At 72.5% G+C, this 21,968-nt stretch carries 18 protein-coding genes, 1 other RNA gene and 1 riboswitch; of the genes, 13 read left to right on the forward strand and 6 right to left on the reverse strand.

All coding sequences use genetic code 11. From position 1 onward, the window contains the following. Positions 1-120: 120 nt before the first annotated feature. The 3 genes from AC1DQF_RS12640 to AC1DQF_RS12650 all read right to left on the reverse strand — a co-directional run bounded on the left by AC1DQF_RS12640 (position 121) and on the right by AC1DQF_RS12650 (position 2,785). Entirely contained in the window at positions 121-954 is an 834-nt protein-coding gene (locus AC1DQF_RS12640) for an ABC transporter permease (protein ID WP_477525572.1), read from the reverse strand. After that, positions 951-2,021, reverse strand: a complete 1,071-nt coding sequence (locus AC1DQF_RS12645; RefSeq protein ID WP_477525573.1) for an ABC transporter substrate-binding protein — start codon at positions 2,019-2,021, stop codon at positions 951-953. The genes AC1DQF_RS12640 and AC1DQF_RS12645 overlap by 4 nt, the downstream gene beginning before the upstream one ends. Before the next feature lie 92 nt (positions 2,022-2,113). Then, positions 2,114-2,785, reverse strand: coding sequence for a hypothetical protein (locus AC1DQF_RS12650; RefSeq protein ID WP_477525574.1), 672 nt, complete (start codon positions 2,783-2,785; stop codon positions 2,114-2,116). A 92-nt stretch (positions 2,786-2,877) separates the two neighbouring features. Between AC1DQF_RS12650 and ftsE the strand changes: the two genes are divergently transcribed. The 8 genes from ftsE to AC1DQF_RS12690 all read left to right on the forward strand — a co-directional run bounded on the left by ftsE (position 2,878) and on the right by AC1DQF_RS12690 (position 11,356). Next, a complete protein-coding gene (gene ftsE / locus AC1DQF_RS12655) occupies positions 2,878-3,567 on the forward strand; it encodes a cell division ATP-binding protein FtsE (RefSeq protein ID WP_477525575.1) in 690 nt (229 codons plus the stop codon). A 25-nt stretch (positions 3,568-3,592) separates the two neighbouring features. Then, positions 3,593-4,504 carry a permease-like cell division protein FtsX gene (ftsX, locus tag AC1DQF_RS12660; protein WP_477525576.1) on the forward strand — a complete coding sequence of 304 codons (912 nt, stop codon included), beginning with the start codon at positions 3,593-3,595 and terminating at the stop codon, positions 4,502-4,504. A gap of 87 nt (positions 4,505-4,591) precedes the next feature. Beyond that, entirely contained in the window at positions 4,592-5,863 is a 1,272-nt protein-coding gene (locus AC1DQF_RS12665) for a murein hydrolase activator EnvC family protein (RefSeq protein WP_477525577.1), read from the forward strand. 48 nt (positions 5,864-5,911) lie between these two features. Beyond that, positions 5,912-6,403 carry an SsrA-binding protein SmpB gene (smpB, locus tag AC1DQF_RS12670; RefSeq protein WP_457208409.1) on the forward strand — a complete coding sequence of 164 codons (492 nt, stop codon included), beginning with the start codon at positions 5,912-5,914 and terminating at the stop codon, positions 6,401-6,403. After that, a complete protein-coding gene (locus tag AC1DQF_RS12675) occupies positions 6,403-7,284 on the forward strand; it encodes an amidohydrolase family protein (RefSeq protein ID WP_477525578.1) in 882 nt (293 codons plus the stop codon). The genes smpB and AC1DQF_RS12675 overlap by 1 nt, the downstream gene beginning before the upstream one ends. Positions 7,285-7,376: 92 nt before the next feature. Then, the gene (locus AC1DQF_RS12680; RefSeq protein ID WP_477525579.1) at positions 7,377-7,745 is read left to right on the forward strand and encodes a hypothetical protein; all 369 of its coding nucleotides are present in this window, start codon (positions 7,377-7,379) and stop codon (positions 7,743-7,745) included. A gap of 93 nt (positions 7,746-7,838) precedes the next feature. Beyond that, positions 7,839-8,209: a transfer-messenger RNA gene (gene ssrA / locus AC1DQF_RS12685) on the forward strand. Positions 8,210-8,476: 267 nt separating this feature from the next. Continuing rightward, positions 8,477-11,356, forward strand: a complete 2,880-nt coding sequence (locus AC1DQF_RS12690; RefSeq protein ID WP_477525580.1) for an ATP-binding protein — start codon at positions 8,477-8,479, stop codon at positions 11,354-11,356. Positions 11,357-11,406: 50 nt separating this feature from the next. On the opposite strand, the gene AC1DQF_RS12695 is transcribed toward AC1DQF_RS12690, so the two are convergent. The 3 genes from AC1DQF_RS12695 to AC1DQF_RS12705 all read right to left on the reverse strand — a co-directional run bounded on the left by AC1DQF_RS12695 (position 11,407) and on the right by AC1DQF_RS12705 (position 15,902). After that, positions 11,407-12,693, reverse strand: a complete 1,287-nt coding sequence (locus AC1DQF_RS12695) for a glycosyltransferase (RefSeq protein WP_477525581.1) — start codon at positions 12,691-12,693, stop codon at positions 11,407-11,409. Positions 12,694-12,706: 13 nt separating this feature from the next. Next, positions 12,707-14,815 (reverse strand): glycosyltransferase, encoded by a 2,109-nt coding sequence (locus AC1DQF_RS12700; RefSeq protein ID WP_477525582.1) that lies wholly within the window; start codon positions 14,813-14,815, stop codon positions 12,707-12,709. Positions 14,816-14,996: 181 nt separating this feature from the next. Beyond that, on the reverse strand, positions 14,997-15,902 hold the full coding sequence (locus AC1DQF_RS12705; protein ID WP_477525583.1) for an alpha/beta fold hydrolase: 906 nt from the start codon (positions 15,900-15,902) through the stop codon (positions 14,997-14,999). Between the two features lie 151 nt (positions 15,903-16,053). Here AC1DQF_RS12705 and AC1DQF_RS12710 point away from each other — a divergent pair, with 151 nt between their 5' ends. The 5 genes from AC1DQF_RS12710 (at position 16,054) to AC1DQF_RS12730 (ending at position 21,900) form a co-directional block, all read left to right on the forward strand. Further along, a complete protein-coding gene (locus AC1DQF_RS12710; protein WP_477525584.1) occupies positions 16,054-18,390 on the forward strand; it encodes a hypothetical protein in 2,337 nt (778 codons plus the stop codon). Positions 18,391-18,413: 23 nt separating this feature from the next. Next, positions 18,414-18,827 carry an HIT family protein gene (locus AC1DQF_RS12715; protein WP_477525585.1) on the forward strand — a complete coding sequence of 138 codons (414 nt, stop codon included), beginning with the start codon at positions 18,414-18,416 and terminating at the stop codon, positions 18,825-18,827. Between the two features lie 74 nt (positions 18,828-18,901). Beyond that, positions 18,902-20,059 carry a hypothetical protein gene (locus AC1DQF_RS12720; protein ID WP_477525586.1) on the forward strand — a complete coding sequence of 386 codons (1,158 nt, stop codon included), beginning with the start codon at positions 18,902-18,904 and terminating at the stop codon, positions 20,057-20,059. 103 nt (positions 20,060-20,162) lie between these two features. Beyond that, positions 20,163-20,930, forward strand: coding sequence for an SDR family NAD(P)-dependent oxidoreductase (locus AC1DQF_RS12725; RefSeq protein ID WP_477525587.1), 768 nt, complete (start codon positions 20,163-20,165; stop codon positions 20,928-20,930). Between the two features lie 230 nt (positions 20,931-21,160). Continuing rightward, positions 21,161-21,325, forward strand: a riboswitch (cyclic di-AMP (ydaO/yuaA leader). A gap of 2 nt (positions 21,326-21,327) precedes the next feature. Continuing rightward, positions 21,328-21,900: a C40 family peptidase gene (locus AC1DQF_RS12730; protein ID WP_477525588.1), complete on the forward strand. Its 573-nt coding sequence runs from the start codon at positions 21,328-21,330 to the stop codon at positions 21,898-21,900. Positions 21,901-21,968: the final 68 nt, after the last annotated feature.

Below are 21,968 nucleotides of genomic sequence, written 5' to 3' on the forward strand. Positions count from 1 at the left end.
CCCCGGCCGGGATGTCGAGGTCGAGCCCGTTGAGGACCCCGCCCGCCTCGTTGAAGCTGCGGTGGAGGTCGCGGACCCGGACCGCCGTGGACCCGGACGTCCCGGATCCCTGGGGGTCGTTCAGCCTTCCAGCGTGCGTCGCCATGTGAGCGCCTTCCTTTCGATGAGACGGACCGCGGAGTCGGCGACGAGGCCGAGCACCGCGTAGACCACGAGGCCGACGACGATCACGTCGGTCTGCCCGTAGTTGGAGGCGAGCGTGATCATGTGGCCGATCCCGCTCGTCGCGTTGACCTGCTCGACGACCACCAGGGCCAGCAGGGCCGAGGTGACTGCGAAGCGCAGCCCGAGCAGGAAGCCGGGCATCGCCCCCGGGAGCACGACCGAGCGGACGAACTCCCACCGCGAGATGCCCACGGTCTCGGCCAGCTCGCCGTACCGCTCGTCGATGCCGCGCAGGCCGTTGTGGGTGTGGATGTAGACGGGCACGAGGACGCCGAGGGCGATGGTGATGACCTTCATCGGCTCGCCGATGCCCAGCCACAGGATGAGCAGCGGGATCAGCGCCAGGCTCGGGATGGAGCGCTTGACCTGGACGGGTCCGTCGATGAGCGACTCGCCGACCCGCGACAGGCCCGCGGCGACCGCGAGCACCGTGCCGACGACCACGCCGAGGGCCAGTCCGAGGACGGCGCGCACCGCGGACGTGGCGATGCTCTCCTGCAGGCGTCCCGAGGCGACGAGGTCGCCGGCGGTGGACACCACGGTCCACGGGGCGGTGAGGGTGCGCTCGTCGAGGAGGCCCGTGGCGGAGCCGAGGCACCAGGCCGCGAGCAGGACGACCGGTCCGATCCAGAACCCCAGCCGGATGCGTCGTCCCGGACGCAGCCGGGGGCGTAGCACGCGCTCGTCGTACGCCGCCCTGGTCGCGGGCCGCTCGGCGACCGCGGTCACTGCCCGGCCCCGAGGGCGGTGGCGATGGCCTTCTCGTAGCGGCGGTCGTAGAGGTCGGCGACGTCGAGCTCCTCGTGGTCCTGCTCCTCGGCGAGCAGGTCCGCGGTCTCCTGGTGCCGGGCAATGACGTCGTCCCAGCTGGTCGGCACCTCGAACTCGCCGAGCGCCTCGGTGATCCGCGTCGCGTCCTCGGGGGACAGGCCCTCGTGGTCGACGTAGTAGGCCTGGGCGAACTCGTCGGGGTGCTCGGAGATCCACTGCTGGGCCTCGGCCCAGACCTCGACGTAGTCCTGCAGGGCCGCCGCCTTGTCGGCGTCCTGCAGCACGCTGGTCGGGGTGTAGAGCGTCCACGCGTCGTCGCGCACCCCCGGCTTGATGGTGCTGCCGCCGTCCTCCTCGTACTTGGCGAGGTAGCTGCCGACCAGCGACTGGCCCAGCGGCGCGACGTCGACCTGCTTGCTGCCCAGGGCCAGGACGTAGGCGTCGTCGACGCTGGCCATCTCGACCAGCTCGACGTCGTCCTGGGTCAGCCCGGCCTTGGCGAGCACACGCAGCACGAGGGCGCCCTGCGCCTGACCGGGGCTGTAGGCGATGGACTTGCCCTTGAGGTCGTCGAGGCCCGAGACCTCGACGCCGGGAGCGACCCCGAGCTCGTACGTCGGGTGGTCCAGCGGGTCGACCGTCTCGCGAGCGGCGATGATCTTGACGTCGGTACCGGTCCACTGGGCGAAGAGCGGCGGGATGTCCGCGACGGAGCCGACGTCGATGGCGTCGGCGCGGAACGCCTCGAGGGTCTTGGGGCCGCCGGTGATGTTGGCCCACTCGACGTCGACGTCCAGCTCGTCGTCCAGCCCGGAGGCCTCGAGGGCGACCTGGGTGGCCGGGTCGCCGACCCGCAGGACGGTGCCGTCCGGCACCTCGTCGGGCACGGCGGCCGACAGCTCGAGGCGAGGGCCCTGCGCCTCGGCGCCGCAGCCCACGAGGCTGGTCAGGGCGAGGACGAGGCCGGCGACGGGGACGAGGCCAGGGGCGAGGCGCGTGCGCCTCGAACGGATGGGGGAGTGCATGTCTTCTCCTCTTGAATACGACTAAGTCGACCAAAGTAATACACATTGAGGACACGAGTGCACGCCGACGCGCGGACGATGAGACGCGCGCCTCAGTCGGCGCGCAGGGCCTCGAGCGCCACGACGCACCAGCGGCCGACCCGCCCGGCATCGCCGGTGCCGGTCATCCTGCAGGCCAGCCACGTGTCGCCGACGAGCCCCTCGTACGTCGTGTGCTTGCCGCGCCCGTCCGGGCAGGTGACGACCACCCCGGGGGCGCCGATCTCGGGGACGTCCTTGCGCGTGCAGTCCCCGCGGCCCGCCGCCCGGACCCACTCGCGCGCCCGGGTCTCGCCCACCGGGGTGGCGAAGACCCACGCCGATGCGGTGACGTCGCCGGCCCCGACCGAACCGGCACCGACCGAGCAGCCCCACTCGTTGGCGATCGCCTCGGTGCCGGGCACCTTCATCCCGGGGCGCCAGGCGACCGGGTCGTCGGCCGCGTCCACGCCCATCGCCAGGGCGGCGGACTCCGCCGAGATGCGCCCGCAGAAGGGCGCCCGCACGAGGGTCAGCTCCTCGCGGTCGTAGTCGGCCAGGGGAGTGGCCGTGGCGCCCGGTGCGGGAGTGGGGGCGACGGCGGGCTCCTCGGGCGGCCCGTCGACCAGGACGGCGCGGCCCAGCACGATGGCCAGCGCCGTCACCACGACGGCGACGATCCCCAGCAGTGCGACCGGCACCCGACCGCGGCGCGGGCGGGGCGTCGTACGACGTCGGCTGCTCACGTCGTCACCCTAGATGTGACCTCCGTCCACCCCGCCACGCGTCCGGTGCGCCGAATCGGAGGCGTTGGGCCGCGGCGCGTAGCCTCGCATGCGTGATTCGCTTCGACCAGGTCACCAAGACCTATCCCGGCCACCCCCATGCGGCGCTCGACCAGGTGTCGGTCGACGTGGAGAAGGGGGAGTTCGTCTTCCTCGTGGGCTCCTCCGGCTCGGGCAAGTCGACCTTCCTGCGCCTCGTGCTGCGTGAGTACCGCCCCACCTCGGGACGCGTCTACGTCGCCGGCAAGGAGATCAACCGGCTGGCCAGCTGGAAGGTGCCGCGGCTGCGTCGCGACATCGGGACGGTCTTCCAGGACTTCCGGCTGCTCCCCAACAAGACGGTCAGCGAGAACGTCGCCTTCGCGCTCCAGGTCATCGGCCGCTCCCGCAGCGACATCGCCGAGCTGGTCCCCGAGACCCTCGAGATGGTCGGCCTGGACGGCAAGGGCGACCGGATGCCCGACGAGCTGTCCGGCGGCGAGCAGCAGCGCGTCGCGATCGCGCGCGCCTTCGTCAACCGGCCGATGATCCTCATCGCCGACGAGCCCACCGGCAACCTGGACCCCACCACCTCGGTGGGCATCATGAAGCTCCTCGACCGCATCAACCGCACCGGGACCACGGTGGTCATGGCCACCCACGACGCCGGGATCGTCGACCAGATGCGCAAGCGGGTCATCGAGCTCGAGGACGGTCGCGTCGTGCGCGACCAGGCCCAGGGCGTCTACGGCTTCCAGAACTGACTCTCTGCCCAACTGAAAGAGACACATGCAGCTTCGCTACGTCTTCTCCGAGCTCGGCCAGGGCCTGCGCCGCAACCTCTCGATGCACCTCGCGGTGGTCCTGACGTTGTTCGTGTCGCTGACCCTCGTCGGCCTCGGGGTCCTCTTCAACCAGCAGGCCACCAAGGCCGCCGACCACTGGGGCAGCCARCTCCAGATCACGGTGTTCCTGTGCCGCGCCGACGACGGGAACCCGGCCTGTGCGGGTGAGGTCACCGACGCCCAGCGCACCGAGATCGAGCAGGTCGTCCAGGACAACCCCGAGGTCGCGGACTACCACTTCGAGAGCAAGGAGGTGGCCTTCGAGAAGGTCAAGGAGCTGCTCGGTCCCGAGCGCTTCGAGGGCCCCAACCCCGCGGCCACGGCCGAGGACCTCCCCGAGTCGTTGTGGATCGAGCTCAAGGACCCCGAGGAGTTCCAGGGCATCACCAGTGCCGTCGAAGGCCTCGACGGCGTCTCGCAGGTGCGCGACATGCGCAAGGTGATCGCGCCCATCATCGGCTCGATCAACATGCTGCAGTGGGTGGCCCTCGGGACGGCCGGCTTTCTCGTCTTCGCCGCCCTGCTGCTGGTCGGCAACACCATCCGGCTGGCGGCCTTCGCCCGACGCAAGGAGATCGGCATCATGCGGCTGGTGGGTGCCTCGACGCTCTACATCGCGTTGCCCTTCCTGCTGGAGGCGCTGGTGACCGCGTTCATCGGCGTGGTGCTGGCCGCCGGGGCGCTCGGAGCCTTCATGTACTTCGGCATCGAGCAGCGCGGAAATGACCAGCTGAAGTTCATGCCGTGGATCGGGATGCCGGAGTACGTCGTCGCGCTGGTCGCCGTCGCGATCCTCGGGCCGTTGCTCACGCTGCTCCCGACACTCGTGCTGACCCGCAAATACCTCAAAGTCTGATCCGCGCGGGTTACCTTCGGTCCGTTCTCTTCCCCGAACAACCAAAGGCTTCCGGTGCGTTCCTTCCCCCGTACCGCCCGCCGCCGCATGGCCGCAGCGTCCGCCGCTGCTGCCCTCGTGGTGGGCACCGTCTCCRTCCCCTACGCGTCCGCCCAGGTCCTCAACAGCGACGACCTCAAGGACAAGCAGCACAAGGTCGAGAAGAGCATCGACCATGCGCACGACGACCTCGACCACTCCAGCAAGCGGCTGCGCGCCGCCAGCGAGCGGCTCGAGGAGGCCCGGTCCCAGCTGGCCACCGCCCGCAACGAGCTGGCCACGGCCCGCGGCCGGGTCGCGGTCGCCGCTGAGCGCGACGCCGAGATGCAGGCGGCGCTCGCCCAGGCGGAGGCCGACCTGGCCACCGCCGAGGCCGAGCTCGTCGCCGGCCGCCAGAGCATGGACGAGCAGGCCGACAAGGTCGCCAGCACCGTCTCCGACATCTACATGGAGGGCGACCCGCAGCTGCTCGCCTTCTCCTCGATGCTCGAGTCGGCCTCCACCGACGACCTGACCCGGCACGACGAGGTGCGCGACGTGATCGTCGGGCGCGAGTCGCGCGCCTTCGACGCCCTCCACGCGGCCAAGGTGCTGCTGGAGGTGCACGAGCGCCAGGTCGCGGAGGCTCGCGACGACGTCGCGGTCAAACGCCAGCAGGCGGCCGACAACCTCGTCGTCAAGCAGCAGCTCGAGTCGGAGGCCGAGACGGCCAAGGCCTCGGTCRTCGCCCTGGTCGGTGAGCGGTCCTCGGCCCGCTCCGAGGCCACCAAGGCCAAGGCCGCCGACCTGCGTCAGCTCAAGGAGCTGGAGCGCGAGGCCGACCGCATCGAGGAGATGCTGCGCAAGCGGGCCGCCGCGGCGCTGCGCCGGGCGCGTGCCAAGGCCGCCGCCCAGGCCGCTCACGGTCGCAGCGTCCCGAGCGGCGGTGGCAGCCTGATGATGCCGGTCGCGGGCGGGGTCACCTCGCCGTTCGGCTGGCGGGTCCACCCGATCTACGGCTACTGGGGCCTGCACGACGGCACGGACTTCGGGGGCGGGTGCGGGCAGCCCATCCATGCGGCCGCCTCGGGCCGGGTGGTGTCGTCGTACTGGAGCGACGTCTACGGCCACCGGCTGATCGTCGACGACGGCGTCCTGCGGGGCACCGGCATCGCCACCATCTACAACCACGCCAGCAGCTACACCGTCGGCACCGGCGCCCAGGTCCAGCGCGGTCAGGTCATCGGGTATGTCGGTGACACCGGCTGGTCTACCGCCTGCCACCTGCACTTCACGGTGATGGCCAACGGCACGGCCGTGGACCCCGAGAACTGGTTCTGACCCACCGCGGATGCCTTCCCGGTTGCGGGTGGCTGAGAGAATGACGTCATGGCCAAGGAGACCGCGAAGGACCAGCGCAACCGGTTGATCGCGCAGAACAAGAAGGCGCGTCACGACTACCTCATCGAGGACACCTTCGAGGCCGGCATGGTGCTCCAGGGGACCGAGGTGAAGTCGCTGCGCGCCGGGCGCGCGAGCCTGGTCGACGGCTTCGTCGACCTCGACAACGGCGAGGTGTGGCTGCACGGCGTCCACATCCCGGAGTACGCGCAGGGCACCTGGACCAACCACGCCGCCCGCCGCAAGCGCAAGCTGCTGCTGAACCGGGCCGAGATCACGAAGCTCGAGCGCAAGGTCGGCGACAAGGGCTTCACGATCATCCCGCTCTCGCTCTACTTCAAGGACGGTCGGGCCAAGGTCGAGATCGCGCTGGCCAAGGGCAAGAAGGAGTACGACAAGCGTCACTCCCTGGCCGAGCGCCAGGCCAACCGGGAGAAGGAGCAGGCCGTCCAGCGGCGGCTCAAGGGCCACACCGACTGATGGTCCCTCCCGCCGACGAGACGGTGCGGGAGTGGACGGCGGCCCTCGGGCTGCCGGGCCTCGTCGACGTCCACACCCACTTCCTGCCGCCGCCGGTGCTGGCCAAGGTGCGCGCCCAGTTCGACGCCGCCGGGCCGCTCATCGGACGGCCGTGGCCGCTGCAGTACCGCGACAGCGACGAGGCCCTGGTCGAGGTGCTGCGCTCGATGGGCATCGCCCGCTTCACCGCCCTGCCCTACGCGCACAGGCCGGGGATGGCCGACTGGCTCAACGACTGGGCGGCGGGCTTCGCGGCCGGGGTGCCCGAGGCCGCCGTGTGCGGCACCTTCTTCCCCGAGGAGTCCGCGGCGTCGTACGTCGCCGCCCGGCTGGACTCGGTCGAGGTCTTCAAGGTGCACGTGCAGGTCGGCGGCTTCGACGTCACCGACCCGCTGCTGGACCGGGCGTGGGGGCTGGTGGCCGAGGCAGGTACGCCGGTCGTGCTGCACGCGGGCAGCGGCCCGGTCGCCACCGAGCACACGGGCCCCGGCCCGGTGGCCGCGCTGCTGGCCCGGCACCCGCGGCTGCGGCTGGTCATCGCCCACGCCGGCGGCCCGGAGTACGCCGAGTTCCTCGCCCTGGCCGAGGGGCACGAGCGGGTGGCGCTCGACACCACGATGGCCTTCACCGACTTCTTCTCCGAGATGGGCGGGGTCTACCCCGAGGCGTTGCTGCCCCGGCTGCGTGACCTCGGGCTGGCCGGCAAGGTGCTGCTCGGCTCCGACTTCCCGAACATCCCCTACCCGTACGCGCACCAGCTCGAGGCGCTCGGCAGGCTCGACCTCGGCGACGACTGGCTGCGCGCCGTCTGCTGGGACAACGGCCACGCGCTCATCGGCTGAGACGTCCGGGCGCCCGTAGGCTGCCGGGATGGGTCGGGGGACGGTGGGACGTCTTCACCCGCGAGATCGGGCAGGAGTCCCCGGGCGCCACGATGCGCTTCGGGAGGCTGTCGATCGATGTGGTCGTCGCGCCGACGAGCGACAGCCCGCTGGTCTGTGCCGACCCGAGCTTCTTCGACGAGTCCGTGCAGGAGGAGTACGACGGGCACCAGGTGCTGCTCGGCTGGCAGGAGCTCGAGCCGGAGGAGGACCCGGGCGTCGTCTACGTCATCGACCGGCGCGAGGACGAGGACGTCGTCGTGCGCCTCAGCGGTCCGACGATCGACGGCGACCCGCGCGACCTCGAGCTCGGCATGGACCTCGGGAGCCTGGCGTCCGTGGCGACCGATCGGCGCCTGGGACTGACCACCACGAAGAAGGTCCTCGACGAGGTTGCGGAGCTCGACCGTGGCAACTCCTGAGACGCTCGCCGACGGCCCCAGGGGAATGCATGCGGCGTCTGTCGGCGTTGACCCGTAGACTGAATCCGCACGACCGCACGACACAACTCAAGAGGGGCTGATCGGTTTCGACTTGGGACGTTAGTCCCAGGGGAAGCGGGTCGAGAAGGCAGCGTCATCTCGTTAACGATCGCTGCAAAACCATAGTTGCCAACACCAATCGCAACGACTTCGCTCTCGCTGCCTGAGCAGTGATCGAAGGGTCTGACCGGGCACCTGTCCTCGTCCCGGACCCAGGCCTCATCTAGAGGACTTGCTGGCCACTCTCTGTCAGGAGGGGTGGCCGGGACTTCATCCTGACTGGGCCTGTCGGCGACGTGTCTGTGCGAGCGCCGGGGCCGAGAAAAGCGACAACACCGACTGCACCCGGAGAAGACCTGGTTCGACGCTCGAGGACGCGGGTTCGATTCCCGCCAGCTCCACACACAATGCCGGTCTAGGTGGCACCACCGCCGAGATCCAGCCCTCTTGAACGAGAGCCGTCCTGACACCCGTCGGGGCGGCTCTCGTTCTGCGCCCCTGTTGCAGGTGCCTGGTGTGCCGCGGTGTCAGACCGTGTTGTCACACAATTCTCGACCACCGTGCCCGGGCATCACCACCTAGGCGTGCGCGAGGAAAGTCGCCACACTGTGGGCAACGCCCGCGGAGCGGAGGCCCGGACGTGCCGGCTCCGCGGCGACGGGAGGTGTCACTTGGCTGCCCTGCCTTTTCCCGACCTGCCACCCGGACCGCACCGCGACCTGGTCGAGGAGCTCCACGTCCTTCACCACCGCGCCGGCTGGCCCTCCCTGCGTGTCCTGGCGCGTGCGGCCGGTATCTCTCACACCACCGTCTCCAAAGCCTTCTCGACGCCGGTCATCCCCGCCTGGGGGACCGTCGAGCTGTTGGTGGAGGCCATGGTGGGTGACACGCGGCGCTTCCACAGGCTCTGGCTGGCCGCCACCACCCCGACCGGGAACACACCTGCGTGGACGACCCACATCGCCGGACGCACCGCCGAGCTCGCCGTCGCACGCAGCCACCTCGAGACGGGCACCGGACTGCTCCTGGTGATGGGCGAAGCGGGCATGGGCAAGACGCGGCTCCTGGCGGCGGCATCCTCGGGGACTGACGCCTTCGTCGCACCGGGCGCGTGTCTACCACTCTCCTCGTCCGTGCCTCTCATGCCTGTGGCGGACGCACTGCGGAAGGTGCACGAGTCCGACGGCGGACGGTGGCTGGAGGACGCCGTGGCCGAATGCCCGGCGTGGGTCCGCGGGACACTGGGAGGGCTCCTCCCGGAGCTGGCGCAGCACACGATCGAGGGACGCGCGGAGAGCTCGATGACGCACCTCGCCGTCGCCGTGCGATCCGTGCTCATGGCGCTCGCGCACCGGCGGGATGTGTCCATCGTGCTCGAGGACCTGCACTGGTCCGACACCGCGACCCTCGACCTGGTGGAGCACCTGGTCGTGCGGGGACCGGTTCGTCTGCTGGGTACCTGGCGCCTCGATGACCCGGACACGGCTCGCCCGAGCGTGGAGTGGTTCAACCGCATTCGCCGCCTGGTGCCCGTGACCACGTTGACGCTGTCGCCCTTGGACGAGGGCGAGACGAGCGACCAGCTCGCCATGCTCCTCGGGCGCGACCCGTCTCCGACCGAAGCGCTCGCCATCTACACCCGCTCGCTCGGGTTGCCCCTGTTCACCGAGCAGCTCGCCGCGCGGGACGGTGTCTCCGTCGGCGGCGGGCCAGAGCTGTTGAGTGATCTCCTGGACGCCCGCCTTGGTGAGCTCACCGGCACCACCTGGAGGTTGGCGCGCGCCCTCGGTGTGGCAGATCGTCCGCTCACCAGTGACGTCGTGGCAGCGGCGTCCGGGCTGAGCGCCGACGAGGTGACGGAGGTGCTGCACACACTCGCGGGTCGCCATCTCCTGGCCGACACGGCCGACTCGACGGTGATGCTGCGTCACCCCCTCCTGGCGGAAGCGATCCGACGTCGCCTGGTGCCCGGAGAGGCCAGAGCACAGCACGAGAGCCTCGCGCAGGCACTCGGTCTCTCGAAGACCCCGGTGCCGGCAGAGGTGGCAGCACACTGGGCGGCGGCCGAGAACCCGGAGCAAGAGCTCCGATGGCGCCTCCGGGCGGCGGCGAGCGCCCACGAGCGCTTCGCGTTGCGGCACGAGGTGGACCAGTGGGCGCGCGCGCTCGAGCTCTGGCCGAAGGACATCGAGACCGTCGGTGACCCGCCCGTTCGTCGGTACCAGGCCCTGGTGGCGGCTCTGGACCTCATCGGCGGCCTCGATCGGGAACGCGCGACGGCTCTGGTGCAGGACGCCCTGACCCTGGCATCCAGCCTTCCTCCCCTCGAAGCAGCCGAGCTGTGGCAACGAGCCGGAGACCTGCTCACCGAGACCGACGACCTCGAACGGGGGCTCGATCTCGTACGCCGGGCACTGGCGGCCTACGCGTCGGTGCCGCCGTGTCAGGGCCACGTCCGTGCACTGTTCGTGTGGACCCTGGCGCTGCGCAAGGTGGGACGGTACGCCGAGTCGGAGGCGGCGGCCGATCGCGGCGTCGAGGTGGCGGCCGCCCTGGACGATCCAGGGTGGTACCGGCGGATGGTGATCCAGAAGGCATGGATCGACGCGAAGCGCGGAGAGCGCGACGCGGCGTTGCGTGGTGTCCGGGTGGCGGCTGAGCTGGTCGTCCCGGGGCCGGACCCACGGGGCGACGTCCTGCTGGCGGGCTTGTCCGCCGACATCCTGCTGATCACTGCCGGGAACGTCGAGGACGTCGTACGGGCGGCCCGACGGGGCCTCGAGGCCGCCGATTCCTGGGGCCTGGACACCTACGCGGTGACGGTGCTTCGCTACAACGTGGCGCTGGCCATGCGTCGTGCCGGTCAGGTGCAGCGCGCGTGGGAATTCCTCGAGCAGTCCCCTCGCAGCGCCGGCACCGGAAACGTCCTGTCCTGCGAACGCGTGGTGCTCGAGACTCTGCGCGGACACCTGGGGGACGCGTCGGCGCTGGCCGCTGTGCTGGAGGAGGACCCCTGGTGGGGTCTCGAGGACCGCATCGAGACCGAGTACAGCCTGGCGGAGGTGGACCTGTGGACCGGCCACACGGACGACACCTTCCGCCGGCTGGTCAGCGTCATCCGGGAGGCGGCGCCCACCGAGGCGGCCCGCGAGCTCGGACCTGCTCTGGCACGGGCAGCACGCATTGCGGCCGACCGTGGCGACGTACGCGCGACGACAGTCCTCGCGTCCCTCCTCGCCTCCTGCTCGACCGATCCGTTCGGCAAGGAACGGTCGCCCGTCGACGGGCCTGCGTGGAGACTGACATGGCACGCCGAGACCGGGAGGCTGAGCGGCGAGCAGACAGTCGAGGGCTGGACGGCGGCCGCGACGGCGTGGGACGACCTCACGCGGCCGCATGACGCGGCGTACTGCCGGTGGCGTGCTGCGCAAGTGGCGCTGCGGCAGCGTCGCGGCACCGTGGCCTCCCGCCTGCTCAGGCGTGCCGCCCGGGACGCTCGAGAGCATGTGCCACTCTCAGCAGCCATCGCTCGGACTGCGGCCCAGCCGTGACCGCGCGAGGACGTTGTGCGCGGCTCACGCGGCACCGCGCGTTCCTCGGCTCAGGCGAGCAGGGCCGCGCGGGCCACGTCGCGGCCCGGGGCCCGGCGTAGCCCCTCGCCGATCGCGCGGGCCAGCTGCGGCGCGGGACCGTCGAGGACGCCGCGCACGGCGGCAGCCAGGTCCGCGGACGTGGCCACGTTCGGGTCGAGCGCCGTTCCGAGTCCGGCGGCCTCGATCGCCGCCGCCCCCGCGAACTGGTCGGTGGAGAACGGCAGCACCACCATCGGCACCCCGGCGGTGAGTGCCTCCGTCACGCTGTTGTTGCCGCCATGCGTGACCAGCACCGCCGTTCGGTCCAGCAGGGCGACCTGCGGCAGGTAGGGACGCACCAGCCACTCCGGCGGGACGTCCGGCAGGCCGGTGGCGGAACCGGTCGCCACCGCGACCCGAAGGCCGAGCGGGCGCAGCGCGTCCAGCACCGTCGCCAGCACGTCCCCGCGTGCCGAGAGGAAGCTGCCGAAGCTGACGTAGACCACCGGCTGGTCGTCGGCCGCGAGCCAGTCCCGGACGTCGTCGTCCGCCGGTTCGGCCCGCACGGCGGAGCCGAGGAACGCGTGCGGTGGCAGCAACGCGGTGCGCGCCGGGTCGTGCAGAGCCCCCGGGTAGTTCAGCATCAGCAGGTCACCGTGCTCGGCGAACGCGTCCGCCGACGGCGTGGCACCGGGTGCCAGCACGCGCAGCGCGGCGTTCCACTCCGCAGTGAAGGCGTCCCGGACCTCGCGGCACAGCCGGTGCAGGGCGGCGAGGTTGGACTCCGGGGCGGTGAAGGCGGCCGGCCAGGCAGTCGGGTAGCCGTACACCTCGTCGCCGACCGGCAGCGCGGAGGGGTGGCCGAGCACGACGTCGGCATGCGGGACGCCGGCCACTCCCAGCGCGAGGCGGGCGCTGAAGGCCAGGTGGTCGACGATCACCTGGTCGGGATCCACCCGATCGACCACGTCCAGGACGGCCCGGGCCCGGTCCACCGGCTCCCACAGCAGATCGGTGCGACGTGCCTCGGCCTGGTAGCGCAACGTCGCCACCATGCCGTGGCGGGTGGCGGCGAAGAAGCCACGGAGCGCGGCGTCCTCGCCGGGTGGCTGCTGCTCGGCCCGGATGACACCGGGATTCGAGCCCCGGCCCAGCACCAGGTCAGCACGGTCGAAGCCGAACCCGGCGACGATGTCGGCGGTCGCAGGGCCGGTTGCCACCACCACCGACTCGCCGGCGTCCCGCCAGGCCGTCGCGAGAGTGGCCAACGGAAGCAGGTGTGACGCGTAGTCGGGACTGATCACCAACAGGGTCATGCCGGCCACCGTGTCACGAGCGGCCCGCCGTGCGGGCGGCGTCGGCGTAGATCGCGCCCAGCCGTCCGGCCATGGCCTGCACGGTGAAGTCGGCGCGGACCCGCTCCAGGGCCCGGTCCACCCGCTCGGCCTGGCCCGGCGCGGTGGCGAGGCCGAACGCGGCCCGCATCGCGCGCGCCACCTCGTCCGGGCGGCGAGTGTCGACGAGTACGCCGGTCACCCCGTCGTCGATGTAGGTGGCCGGTCCGCCGGCCGCCGGCCCCACGACCACCAGCCCAGAGGCCAAGGCCTCCAACAGCGCCAGGCCGAACTCCTCCTTGAGGCTGCTGCACACGTACACCCCGCCCGGGGCGATGCCGCCTGCCCTTCCAGCCCGCGCCGCCGCCAGCCAGACCGCCACCACGTCGTTGGGACGGTGACCCGGCATCATCAGGCCTGCAGCCGCCCCGGGGAACCGCGTCAGCAGCTCGGCGATCAGGTCGAGCTGCTCACGCTCGTCCGGGGAGGGATCGGCGAGGTCGCCGCCGACGATCAGCAGGTTGCACCGCTCGGCCAGGTCTGCATCGCCGGCCCATGCCTCGACCAGGGTCGCCATCCCCTTGACGCGGTGCAGGCGCCCCACGCTGACCGCCAGCGGCAGCCGCCTGCGGTGCTCGGGCAGCGCGGCGACGAGCGCGTCCAGCTCGCCCAGCGCCGGGCCGGGGGATCCGGGCCGCGCCAGCTCGGCGGTGGCCGCGGCACTGACCCTCAGGTCGACGCCCTCCGGCACGACGGTGAACCGACTGGGCTCCCCGGCCACGTCGAGACCGAGCAGCTCGCGCATGTCGTGCTGCAGCTGGGGGCGGGGGAAGAGAACGATGTGTGCCGAATTCTCGGCCAGCCGCTGCACCAGGCGGGCGCGGAACCAGAAGTGCTCGCGTTCGTCCTTGGCGCCGAAGTTGCCCCGGCGCAGGTCGCCGGTCATGTCCAGGGCATGGATGACGGCGTGCGGGTCGGGCGCGAGGGTGAACACCACGGGGATGCCCAGCTCGCGGGCCACCTCAGCGGCGGCCAGGCTGCCCACCTCGGCCATCCGCAGGTGCAGCACGTCGGCGCGGTGCGTCCGCAGCACGCGGCGGATCCCACGCTCCGCCGCGACCCGCGACGGCCAGGCCTGCGCGGCAGAGGCGGCCTCGGCGAGCAGTGGCACCGGAGTCAGCAGGTGTCCCTCGGCCGGGGTCAGCGCGTCCAGGGCGGCGCGTGCGGTGCCGCGGGAGATGGTCAGCACCCGGCCGATGTGGGGCTCGGTCGCCAGCGCGTCGCCCAGCCGGACCAGCAGCGTGGCGACGCCGCCGTTGTCACCGGCGCCCGCCCGGCTGAGGTCACGGTCGATGTCGGCGTGCAGGAAGAGCTGGGCGACGGTCAGACCAGGCACCGCCGCGCCACGCTCGACGGTGTCGATGCCCAGGTCGATCGCGGCAAGTCGGGCGACGGTTCCCAGGTCGCCGTCGGCCGAGCTGAGGTGACGGACCGCTGCCACCGTGGCGGCGTCGGCCGGGCGGTCACCGAGGGCGGCGACGGCAGTCAGCCGCACGCTCGGAGGCTCGCCGGTGTCGTCGGCGAGCCGGAGCAGCGCGCGACCGGCGATCGGACCGGGCACCAGACCGAGGGTCTCGACCAGCCTGCTGCGGATCGCCGGACCGGCCGCCCCGGCGAGGCCGGCTTCGATGGCGAGCGCGACCTGCCCCGGTGCGGAGACTGCCCATCGGGCGAGGGTGCGCTGGGCGAGGACGCCGGAGAACCCACCGCTCTCGACGACCTCCAGCAGCCTCCCGATGGCGTCGAGGCGGGGCAGCCTGGCCTTGAGCGCCCAGCTCGCGTGCTCGCGCAGGAATGCCCGGGGGTGCGACAGCAGCTCGGACAGGACGGCGTCGGCCCCGTCGTCGAACACCCGGGCAAGGGCGTGCACGGCCGCCACCGCGGTCAGCTCGTCGTCCGCGTGGATCACCGCGGCGAGCAGCTGCACCGATTCCGGTCCTCCCTCGCCGGCGGCGGCGGCGAGGCGATCGCCGCTGCGCAACACGTCCACGACGAACGGGGCCTGCTGAACCTCGTCCAGGGTGCGCCGAAGAGACAGAGCCATGTGGCGTGTTCGGCGCCGGCACCACGTCGGATGGCCGAGATCGGCTGGTCTGGACCACCGCACCGGGCGCTTCCGCGGCGCTCGCACCGGCAGCCACGGCAGCCACGGCCCTCCCAGCACCAGGACCAGAACCAGAACCAGAACCAGGACGCTCGCCCGGCCCGCGGTCAGATCCTCGTCGTCATGCCCTGTCTCCGAGCCCGGCGAGCCGCCGCAGGTCCGCCAGGACCTCTCCGAGGCGGTGCACGATCGAGATGTGGCCCTCGTCGTCCAGCAGGTGGGCCTGCGCGCCGGGGACGTGGGCGGCGAGCCACTCGCCGTGCGCGAACGGCACCATGGCGTCCTGCCTCCCCTGCCAGACCGAGACCGGCACGCGGACGTCGGCGAGGTCGAAGCCCCAGGGGCTGACGGCGGCGATGCCGTCGTCGCGAACACCTCGCGTCCCCTGTGCCCCCGCCCGGCGGAAGGTGCGCGCCAGCCAGTCGGACATCGCCGGGGTGAGCGCGTCCTTGTCGACCGCGGTGACCAGCCCGCCCAGGGCCTCGTCGAGCTCGGCCGGCGTCGCCTGCAGGATCGGGGTGAAGTGCTCGTCCAGGTAGGCGTCGTACGCCGCAGGCCCGGCCTCCGCGGCGTGGTACTCCGCGTGGTTCTCCTCCGCCATGCCGGCGAACCAGTCCAGGTCTCCCGCGTCGTACGGCGCCACGCCCGCCAGCGACGCGGCGGCCCGGCAACGGCCGGGCAGCAGCGCCGCGCAGGCGAGCGCCCGCGGCCCGCCGCCCGACCAGCCGAGGGTGACGAACTCCTCGATCCCGAGGTGGTCCAGGACGGCCACGGACTCGTCCACGTCATCGACGTACCGGCCGGGCTCGGGCCGCGGCGTCGAGGCGCCGTAGCCCGGGCGGGAGTAGGTGACCAGCCGCAGGCCGAGCGCCGCGGCGGTGGCGTCGAGGGGTGCGTACTCGGCGGCCGCCGAGGGCGAGCCGCCGTGGTGGAGCAGCGCGAGGCCGTCGGGGTCGCCGCCGGTCAGCACCTCGATCACGCGGTCGCCGTGCGTGGGTACCTGGACGATCGACGTGTGGGGAGCCATGCCGATCAACGTAGCCGGATGCGGACCCCCGGCGGGCCGGACGCGGGAGCCGGGTGAGGCGCTGTGCCTGCCCCTTGTCGAGGCGTGGTGCACGTGGTGGAATGCGCCAGCGCTGCAGCCGCGGGGGCACCGGCGCGAGGGGGTTCCACCGATGCGTCACCTGCTCTCTGTGCTGATCCTCCTCACGGGGCTCGGGCTGGTCGCGGCACCAGCAGGAGCCGTCGACCGACCGCGGCTCGTGCTCTCGGACACCAGCGTCGCCTCCGGAGCACCGCTCACCCTGCGCGGGCGGGTCGTGGACGCCCACGCCCGAGTCGTGCTGCAAYGCCGCACCGGCTCGGCCTGGCGCGACGTGCTCGCAGCTCGCAGCACCGCCCGCGGCGCCGTGCGCTTCCGCATCGTCCCGCCCGACGGGGACCAGCGCTACCGGCTCCGTGCGCCCGGCCGGCGCGGGCGGGCGGGGCGCTCGCCCTCAGTGTCGGTGCGGGTGCGTTGGGAGCCCACGTTGGCCGTCACGTCCGCCACCCACACGACCGCGACCGGCGGGGCGGTGACCACGGTCGTCCGGGGTTCGTCCTCACGTCTGGTCGGGGTGGGGCTGCGCCGGGAGGTGCGCGGCGCGGGCGGTGCGTGGCTCGCGACCGGCACCGCGCTGGTCGGCTCCGACGGCCAGTGGGCCGACGCGTTCACGAGCGCGGACGGTGACCTCGTCCGGTACGTCGCGCCACAGGCCGGCGCCCGGCTCGCGGCGGTCTCGTCGTCGCTCGCGGTCGACGGCCCGTCGGCACCCACCACGGCTCCCACCCCGGTCCCCACCCCGGCTCCCGCGCCGGAGCCCACGCCAGTCCCGACGCCGGAGCCCACGCCGGTCCCCACGCCGGWSCCSACGCCGGASCCSACGCCGGTCCCGACGCCGGAGCCCACGCCGGACCCCACGCCCGATCCCGACCCAGTCACCACGCGCATCCCGGTGGGTGCCACCAGGTCGGTGGTCCTCGCCGACGGCGTCTCGTCACTCGACCTCCTGGTCGGCCTCGACGCCGGGCAGACGGTCACGCTCCTCGCGACGGGTGGAGTGTCCGCGGTTCTCATCGCCCCGTCCGGCACGCCGGTACCGGACTCCGACGGTCCCGTCCCGGTCACGGTGACGACGACCGAAGCGGGCGACCACCTCCTGCGCCTGTCCCGCAGCGGCGCGATGGGGGAGACCACCTCGGAGGTCACCCTGTCCGAGCCGGTCACCGTGCGGGGCAGCCTCGACGGCCCGGGCACCGACGTGGAGACCACCCTGCCCGGTCAACGGGTGGAGCTGTCCTTCGAGGCCGACGGCCGGACCCTGGTCTCGGAGCACGCGGTCAGCGACTCCTGCTGCCAGCCCCCGCCGGGGAGGGTGACGCTGCTGGACCCCGCGGGCGCACCGGTCCCGCGCCTCGGGGCGCGCGTGAGGCAGGGACACAGCTGGCTGCTCCCCGATCTCGACGGCACCTACGTGCTCCGGGTGGAGCCCGAGCCCGGCAGCCTCGTCCACCGGTCCTCGCAGGCTCTCCTGACCGGCGCCCAGGCGACGGCGACCCTCGACGGCGAGCCTGGGCACGTCGTGCTCGACCGTCCCGGAGAGGTCGCGCTGGTCCGCACCACCGTGCCGGCCGGGCTCGACGTACGGCTCTCCGACACGGGCCCGGACCTCCTCGAGCGCGAGGTCCTCGCTCCCGACGGTGGTCTTGTCCCGGTCTACAGCACGACGCCGGACCTCGGACCCACGCAGGGCGGCACCTACGCCGAGCTGGTCTCGTACGACGGCACCGCGGAGCTGGACGTCCACGCCTCGACGCCCCTCGAGGTCGAGCTCGACGCGGACGGCGCCACTCCTTACGACACCGGACCCGCTCCGTCGCGCCTGCTCCGCGCCCGCCTGGCCGCGGCGCCGGGGCGGACGGCCTCCGTGGAGGTGCTCGACGACCTCGGGCTCTGCGGTCGCCCGGCCGGGCTCGTGTCCGGGGACGACCTGGTCGACTGGATGGCCGACGTGGAGGACCAGCCGAGCGTCGTACGCACCGTCGCGAGCGGTGATCTCGTCCTGGGCCTGTCGCCGTGCGAACGCCGCGGCACGATCCGTGTCCAGGACGTCGAGGTCGTGGACGACGACCTCGTGTCGTCGTCCACGGCGGACGGGGTCACGACCACCACCACGCGCGCCCGCCTGGCCGCACCCACCCCGGGGCGCCTGATGGTGGTGGCGCACGACGCTGGGCGGAGGTTCTCCGACCAGGTGAGCCTGAGGGCCACGGCCTCCACGTTCCCCGCGGGCACGGGCCTCTCCCTGGCGCACGGGGCGCCGGGGGCGTCGACCTTCCGGTCCTTCGGGATGGCGGGCGACCCGTTGCCCTTCACCTACAGCCAGGTGAGGGGGCCGCAGCTGCTCTTCCTGTACGCCGGGCCCACCGCCACCGGGACGCTCGACCTGGAGATCGAGCTCCGGGAGTGGTGACCCCGGTCCACTAGCCTCGCCGCATGGCCGACTGCGTGTTCTGCGGGATCGTCTCGGGCGCCACCGCCGCCGAGCTCGTGCTGGAGCGCGACGACTTCGTGGGCTTCCTCGACGCCCGGCCGGTCTTCAAGGGCCACGTGCTCCTGGTGCCCCGCGAGCACGTCGAGACGCTGCCCGACCTGCCGGCGTCCCTGCGCGACGGCTTTCTCGCCGCCGCCCAGGACCTCGCGGTCGCGGTCAAGGAGGCGCTCGGTGCGCAGGGGTCCTTCGTCGCCATGAACAACACGGTGAGCCAGTCGGTCCCGCACCTGCACCTGCACGTCGTGCCCCGCACCAAGGGCGACGGCCTGCGTGGCTTCTTCTGGCCGCGGACCAAGTACGCCGACGGCGAGGCCGCCGAGCACGCCGCCCGGCTGCGCGCCGTCCTCGACGCCTGACGTCCGAGGCAACCGAACGGACGCCGAGCGCGTCTGCCTTACGAGGGCCACTCGGGCCCACCCAGGGGGACGTCATGACGAAGCTGCTCGGGGCACTGCTGGCCCTGTTCCTGACGTGGTGCGCCGTCCCGGCGACCGCCGTGCCGACCCTCGAGGTGGGCGCGTCATCCACCGGACGTGCGACGTCGACCCGTGCCGAGGTGCCGTGGGACCAGGTCGGCACCGGCTGGACGCTCGCGAGCGTCAGTCACGGCCGCCCCACGCGCGACGGCTACGTGGACGCCCGGCAGCGCACCCTGGAGCTGGTCTCGCCCGAGGGGCTGCGCTACGAGCTGTTCCGATCGCGGGTCGAGCTGCAGCCGAAGGGCTGGCTCGCCGGGGACTTCTACCTCAGCGACGTCGACCCGACGCGTCGTACCGCCCTGCTCGTCGACACGTCGAGCGCCCACCGGCAGCGGGCCACCGAGCTCGACCTGGTGACCGGCGGGAGCCGGTCGCTCAGGCTGCCGTTCAACGCCGGCGGGGTCGGCCTGCGCCCCGACGGCGCCGGCATCCTCGTGCAGACCGTCCAGGGCAACGTGCTCTCGCTCGGCTGGACGGGTGGGCGCACCGTCCTGGCCCGGGGCATCGAGGGTGGCCTCATCACCTCCGCGGACGGCTCCGCGCTGGTCGGCAGCAGCCGGGACACCCTGCACGTCATCCCCTTCGACGGGTCCGCGGGCAGCACCGTCGACGCCCCCGGCGACTGCCGCCCGCTGCGCTGGTACGACGACGGTGCCCTGCTCGCGTCCTGCTACTCGCGGCGCGGCACCCGGCTGACCGCCCTCGGGCTGGACGGCACGATCATCCCCGTGGCCGGGCTGCGGCGGACCAACAGCCGGCACTTCCGCGGCCCCAGCTGGGACGACACCGAGGTCAGGGTCGTCGGCGGCCGCACCTACTACCAGGGCAACGGACCCTGCGGCGGGTCGTTCGTCACCACCGAGCGCGCGGACGGATCGGTCCGGATGATCGTGGTCCCCGACAGCATCGGCGGAGTCACCATGCTGGACGCCGTCGGCGACCGGCTGCGGATCGCCCACACCGCGAGCTGCGACAGCGGGCAGCCGCGCTCGGTGCTCTCGCTCTTCGACCCGGTGACGCGCGAGGAGGAGCCGCTGGTCGCCCTCGGCCGGCGCCAGGCGTGGGCCCAGGTCCGGACCTGGGACGAGCTGCGACCCTGGGGGTTCTGAGGCCGGGGACGCCGGGTCCGGGGCGGGTACTAGGGTCGGCCCGACGCGAGAGGCGCCTGGTCTCACCGCGCAGCCTGACCACCGGACGAACAAGGAGTCACTCATGAGCCGCTACGACGGACGGGTCGCAGTCATCACCGGAGCCGCGCGCGGCATCGGGTTCGGGACGGCGCAGCGCTTCGCTGCCGAGGGCGCCAGCGTGGCCATCCTGGACCTCGACGAGGCCAGCGCCCAGGAGGCGGCACGCCGCATCGAGACCGTGGGCGCCGCCAAGGCCATCGGCATCGGGTGCGACGTGGTCGACGGTGCCGCGGCCGAGGCGGCCGTGCAGCGTGTCGTCGACGAGCTGGGCGGCATCCACGTGCTGGTCAACAACGCCGGCATCACGCGCGACAACCTGCTCTTCAAGATGTCCGTGGATGACTGGGACCTCGTGATGAACGTCCACCTCAAGGGCGCGTTCAACATGACCAAGGCAGCCCAGAAGCACTTCGTGGAGCAGCGCTACGGCAAGATCCTCAACCTCTCCAGCGTCTCCGCCCTCGGCAACCGCGGCCAGGCCAACTACTCCGCGGCCAAGATGGGCGTCCAGGGGTTCACCCGGACCCTGGGCATCGAGCTGGGCCCGTTCGGGATCAACGCCAACGCGATCGCCCCCGGATTCATCGCCACCGAGATGACCGACGCCACCGCCGCGCGCGTCAAGATGAGCGTCGAGGACTTCCGCGCCGCGGCCGCCGAGTCCAACCCGGTCAAGCGGGTCGGCTTCCCGGCGGACATCGCCGCCGCAGCGGCGTTCCTGTGCAGCGACGAGGCGTCGTACATCACCGGCCAGACGCTGTACGTCGACGGCGGCGCCAAGCTCGGCTGAACCGCCCGACCCCGCATTTCGCGCGGCGCGGCGGGGGAGACTCTCGTCACACCCACCCGTCGCGCCCGCGCCTGACACGCCCCCGGTCCCGTGCCGGGGGCGTGCTGCGTGTTGGACATTGCCGGGAGGTGAACCTACGGTGGCCGATTGTCACCGTTCCCTTCTCCCGTGAGGGCGCGGCGCACCACAACCCGATAGCCACCCCGGGCAACGCCGAGTCCTGCCCGCCCGGGGCTGGACCCCCGAGAACGTACGCGGGCAGGAGTGGGGGACCCACAGGTTCCACCGCCGGACCGGATGACCGGACCGGCTAGGGGTGAAGCCACCGCAAGGTGGCGGAGCACTTTCCAGCTCCAACCCGACAGCTCACCTCACAGGCGTGGGAAAGGACTTTGCCATGCCCGCGATCCGTCGCATGGCGCGCTCCGGCGCGCTCAGCCTCATCAGTCTCGGCGTCGTTGCCACCGGTTCCCTCGGTGTCTCGCTCGCCGCGACCCCCGCCCAGGCGGCCTCCGACCGTGACGCCGTCGTCATGGACCAGGGCCAGTACAAGAGCTTCCGCCAGAAGGAGGCCAAGCGCCTCAAGGTGGCCCAGAAGCGCGAGACCAGCCGCGTCGCGACCGCCGTGTCGGTCGCGCTCAACCAGCGTGGCGACGCCTACGTCTACGGCGCCAGCGGCCCGAACGCCTTCGACTGCTCCGGCCTCGTCCAGTACAGCTTCGGCCAGGCCGGGATCAACCTCCCGCGCACGTCCGGGGCCCAGGCGGGTGCGACGCGTCGCATCGCCAAGGACGACATGCAGCCCGGCGACCTGATGTTCTTCTACGGCTCCGGCGGCGTCTACCACGCGGCGATCTTCCTGCGCTGGGACAACGGCCACGCGCTGATGGTCCACGCGCCCGGCTCCGGCCAGAGCGTCACGGTCGCCGCGCCGTGGACGGACAGCTGGTTCGCCGGCACCGTGCGCTGACCCCAGCGCCGTACGTCACATCGCGCGACCGCGGTGTGTGGCGCGCCTTCCCACCTGGGGGAGGGCGC

The organism is Nocardioides sp. P4_G4 (assembly GCF_056401085.1).

Bases quoted from the DNA above. Each gene is read 5' to 3' on its own strand.
- AC1DQF_RS12680 (WP_477525579.1), top strand. From the start codon at position 7,377: ATGCGCTTCGGGAGGCTGTCGATCGATGTGGTCGTCGCGCCGACGAGC.
- AC1DQF_RS12730 (WP_477525588.1), top strand. From the start codon at position 21,328: ATGCCCGCGATCCGTCGCATGGCGCGCTCCGGCGCGCTCAGCCTCATC.
- smpB (WP_457208409.1), top strand. From the start codon at position 5,912: ATGGCCAAGGAGACCGCGAAGGACCAGCGCAACCGGTTGATCGCGCAG.
- AC1DQF_RS12725 (WP_477525587.1), top strand. From the start codon at position 20,163: ATGAGCCGCTACGACGGACGGGTCGCAGTCATCACCGGAGCCGCGCGC.
- AC1DQF_RS12720 (WP_477525586.1), top strand. From the start codon at position 18,902: ATGACGAAGCTGCTCGGGGCACTGCTGGCCCTGTTCCTGACGTGGTGC.
- AC1DQF_RS12705 (WP_477525583.1), bottom strand. From the start codon at position 15,902: ATGGCTCCCCACACGTCGATCGTCCAGGTACCCACGCACGGCGACCGC.
- AC1DQF_RS12675 (WP_477525578.1), top strand. From the start codon at position 6,403: ATGGTCCCTCCCGCCGACGAGACGGTGCGGGAGTGGACGGCGGCCCTC.
- AC1DQF_RS12695 (WP_477525581.1), bottom strand. From the start codon at position 12,693: ATGACCCTGTTGGTGATCAGTCCCGACTACGCGTCACACCTGCTTCCG.
- AC1DQF_RS12700 (WP_477525582.1), bottom strand. From the start codon at position 14,815: ATGGCTCTGTCTCTTCGGCGCACCCTGGACGAGGTTCAGCAGGCCCCG.
- AC1DQF_RS12715 (WP_477525585.1), top strand. From the start codon at position 18,414: ATGGCCGACTGCGTGTTCTGCGGGATCGTCTCGGGCGCCACCGCCGCC.
- AC1DQF_RS12645 (WP_477525573.1), bottom strand. From the start codon at position 2,021: ATGCACTCCCCCATCCGTTCGAGGCGCACGCGCCTCGCCCCTGGCCTC.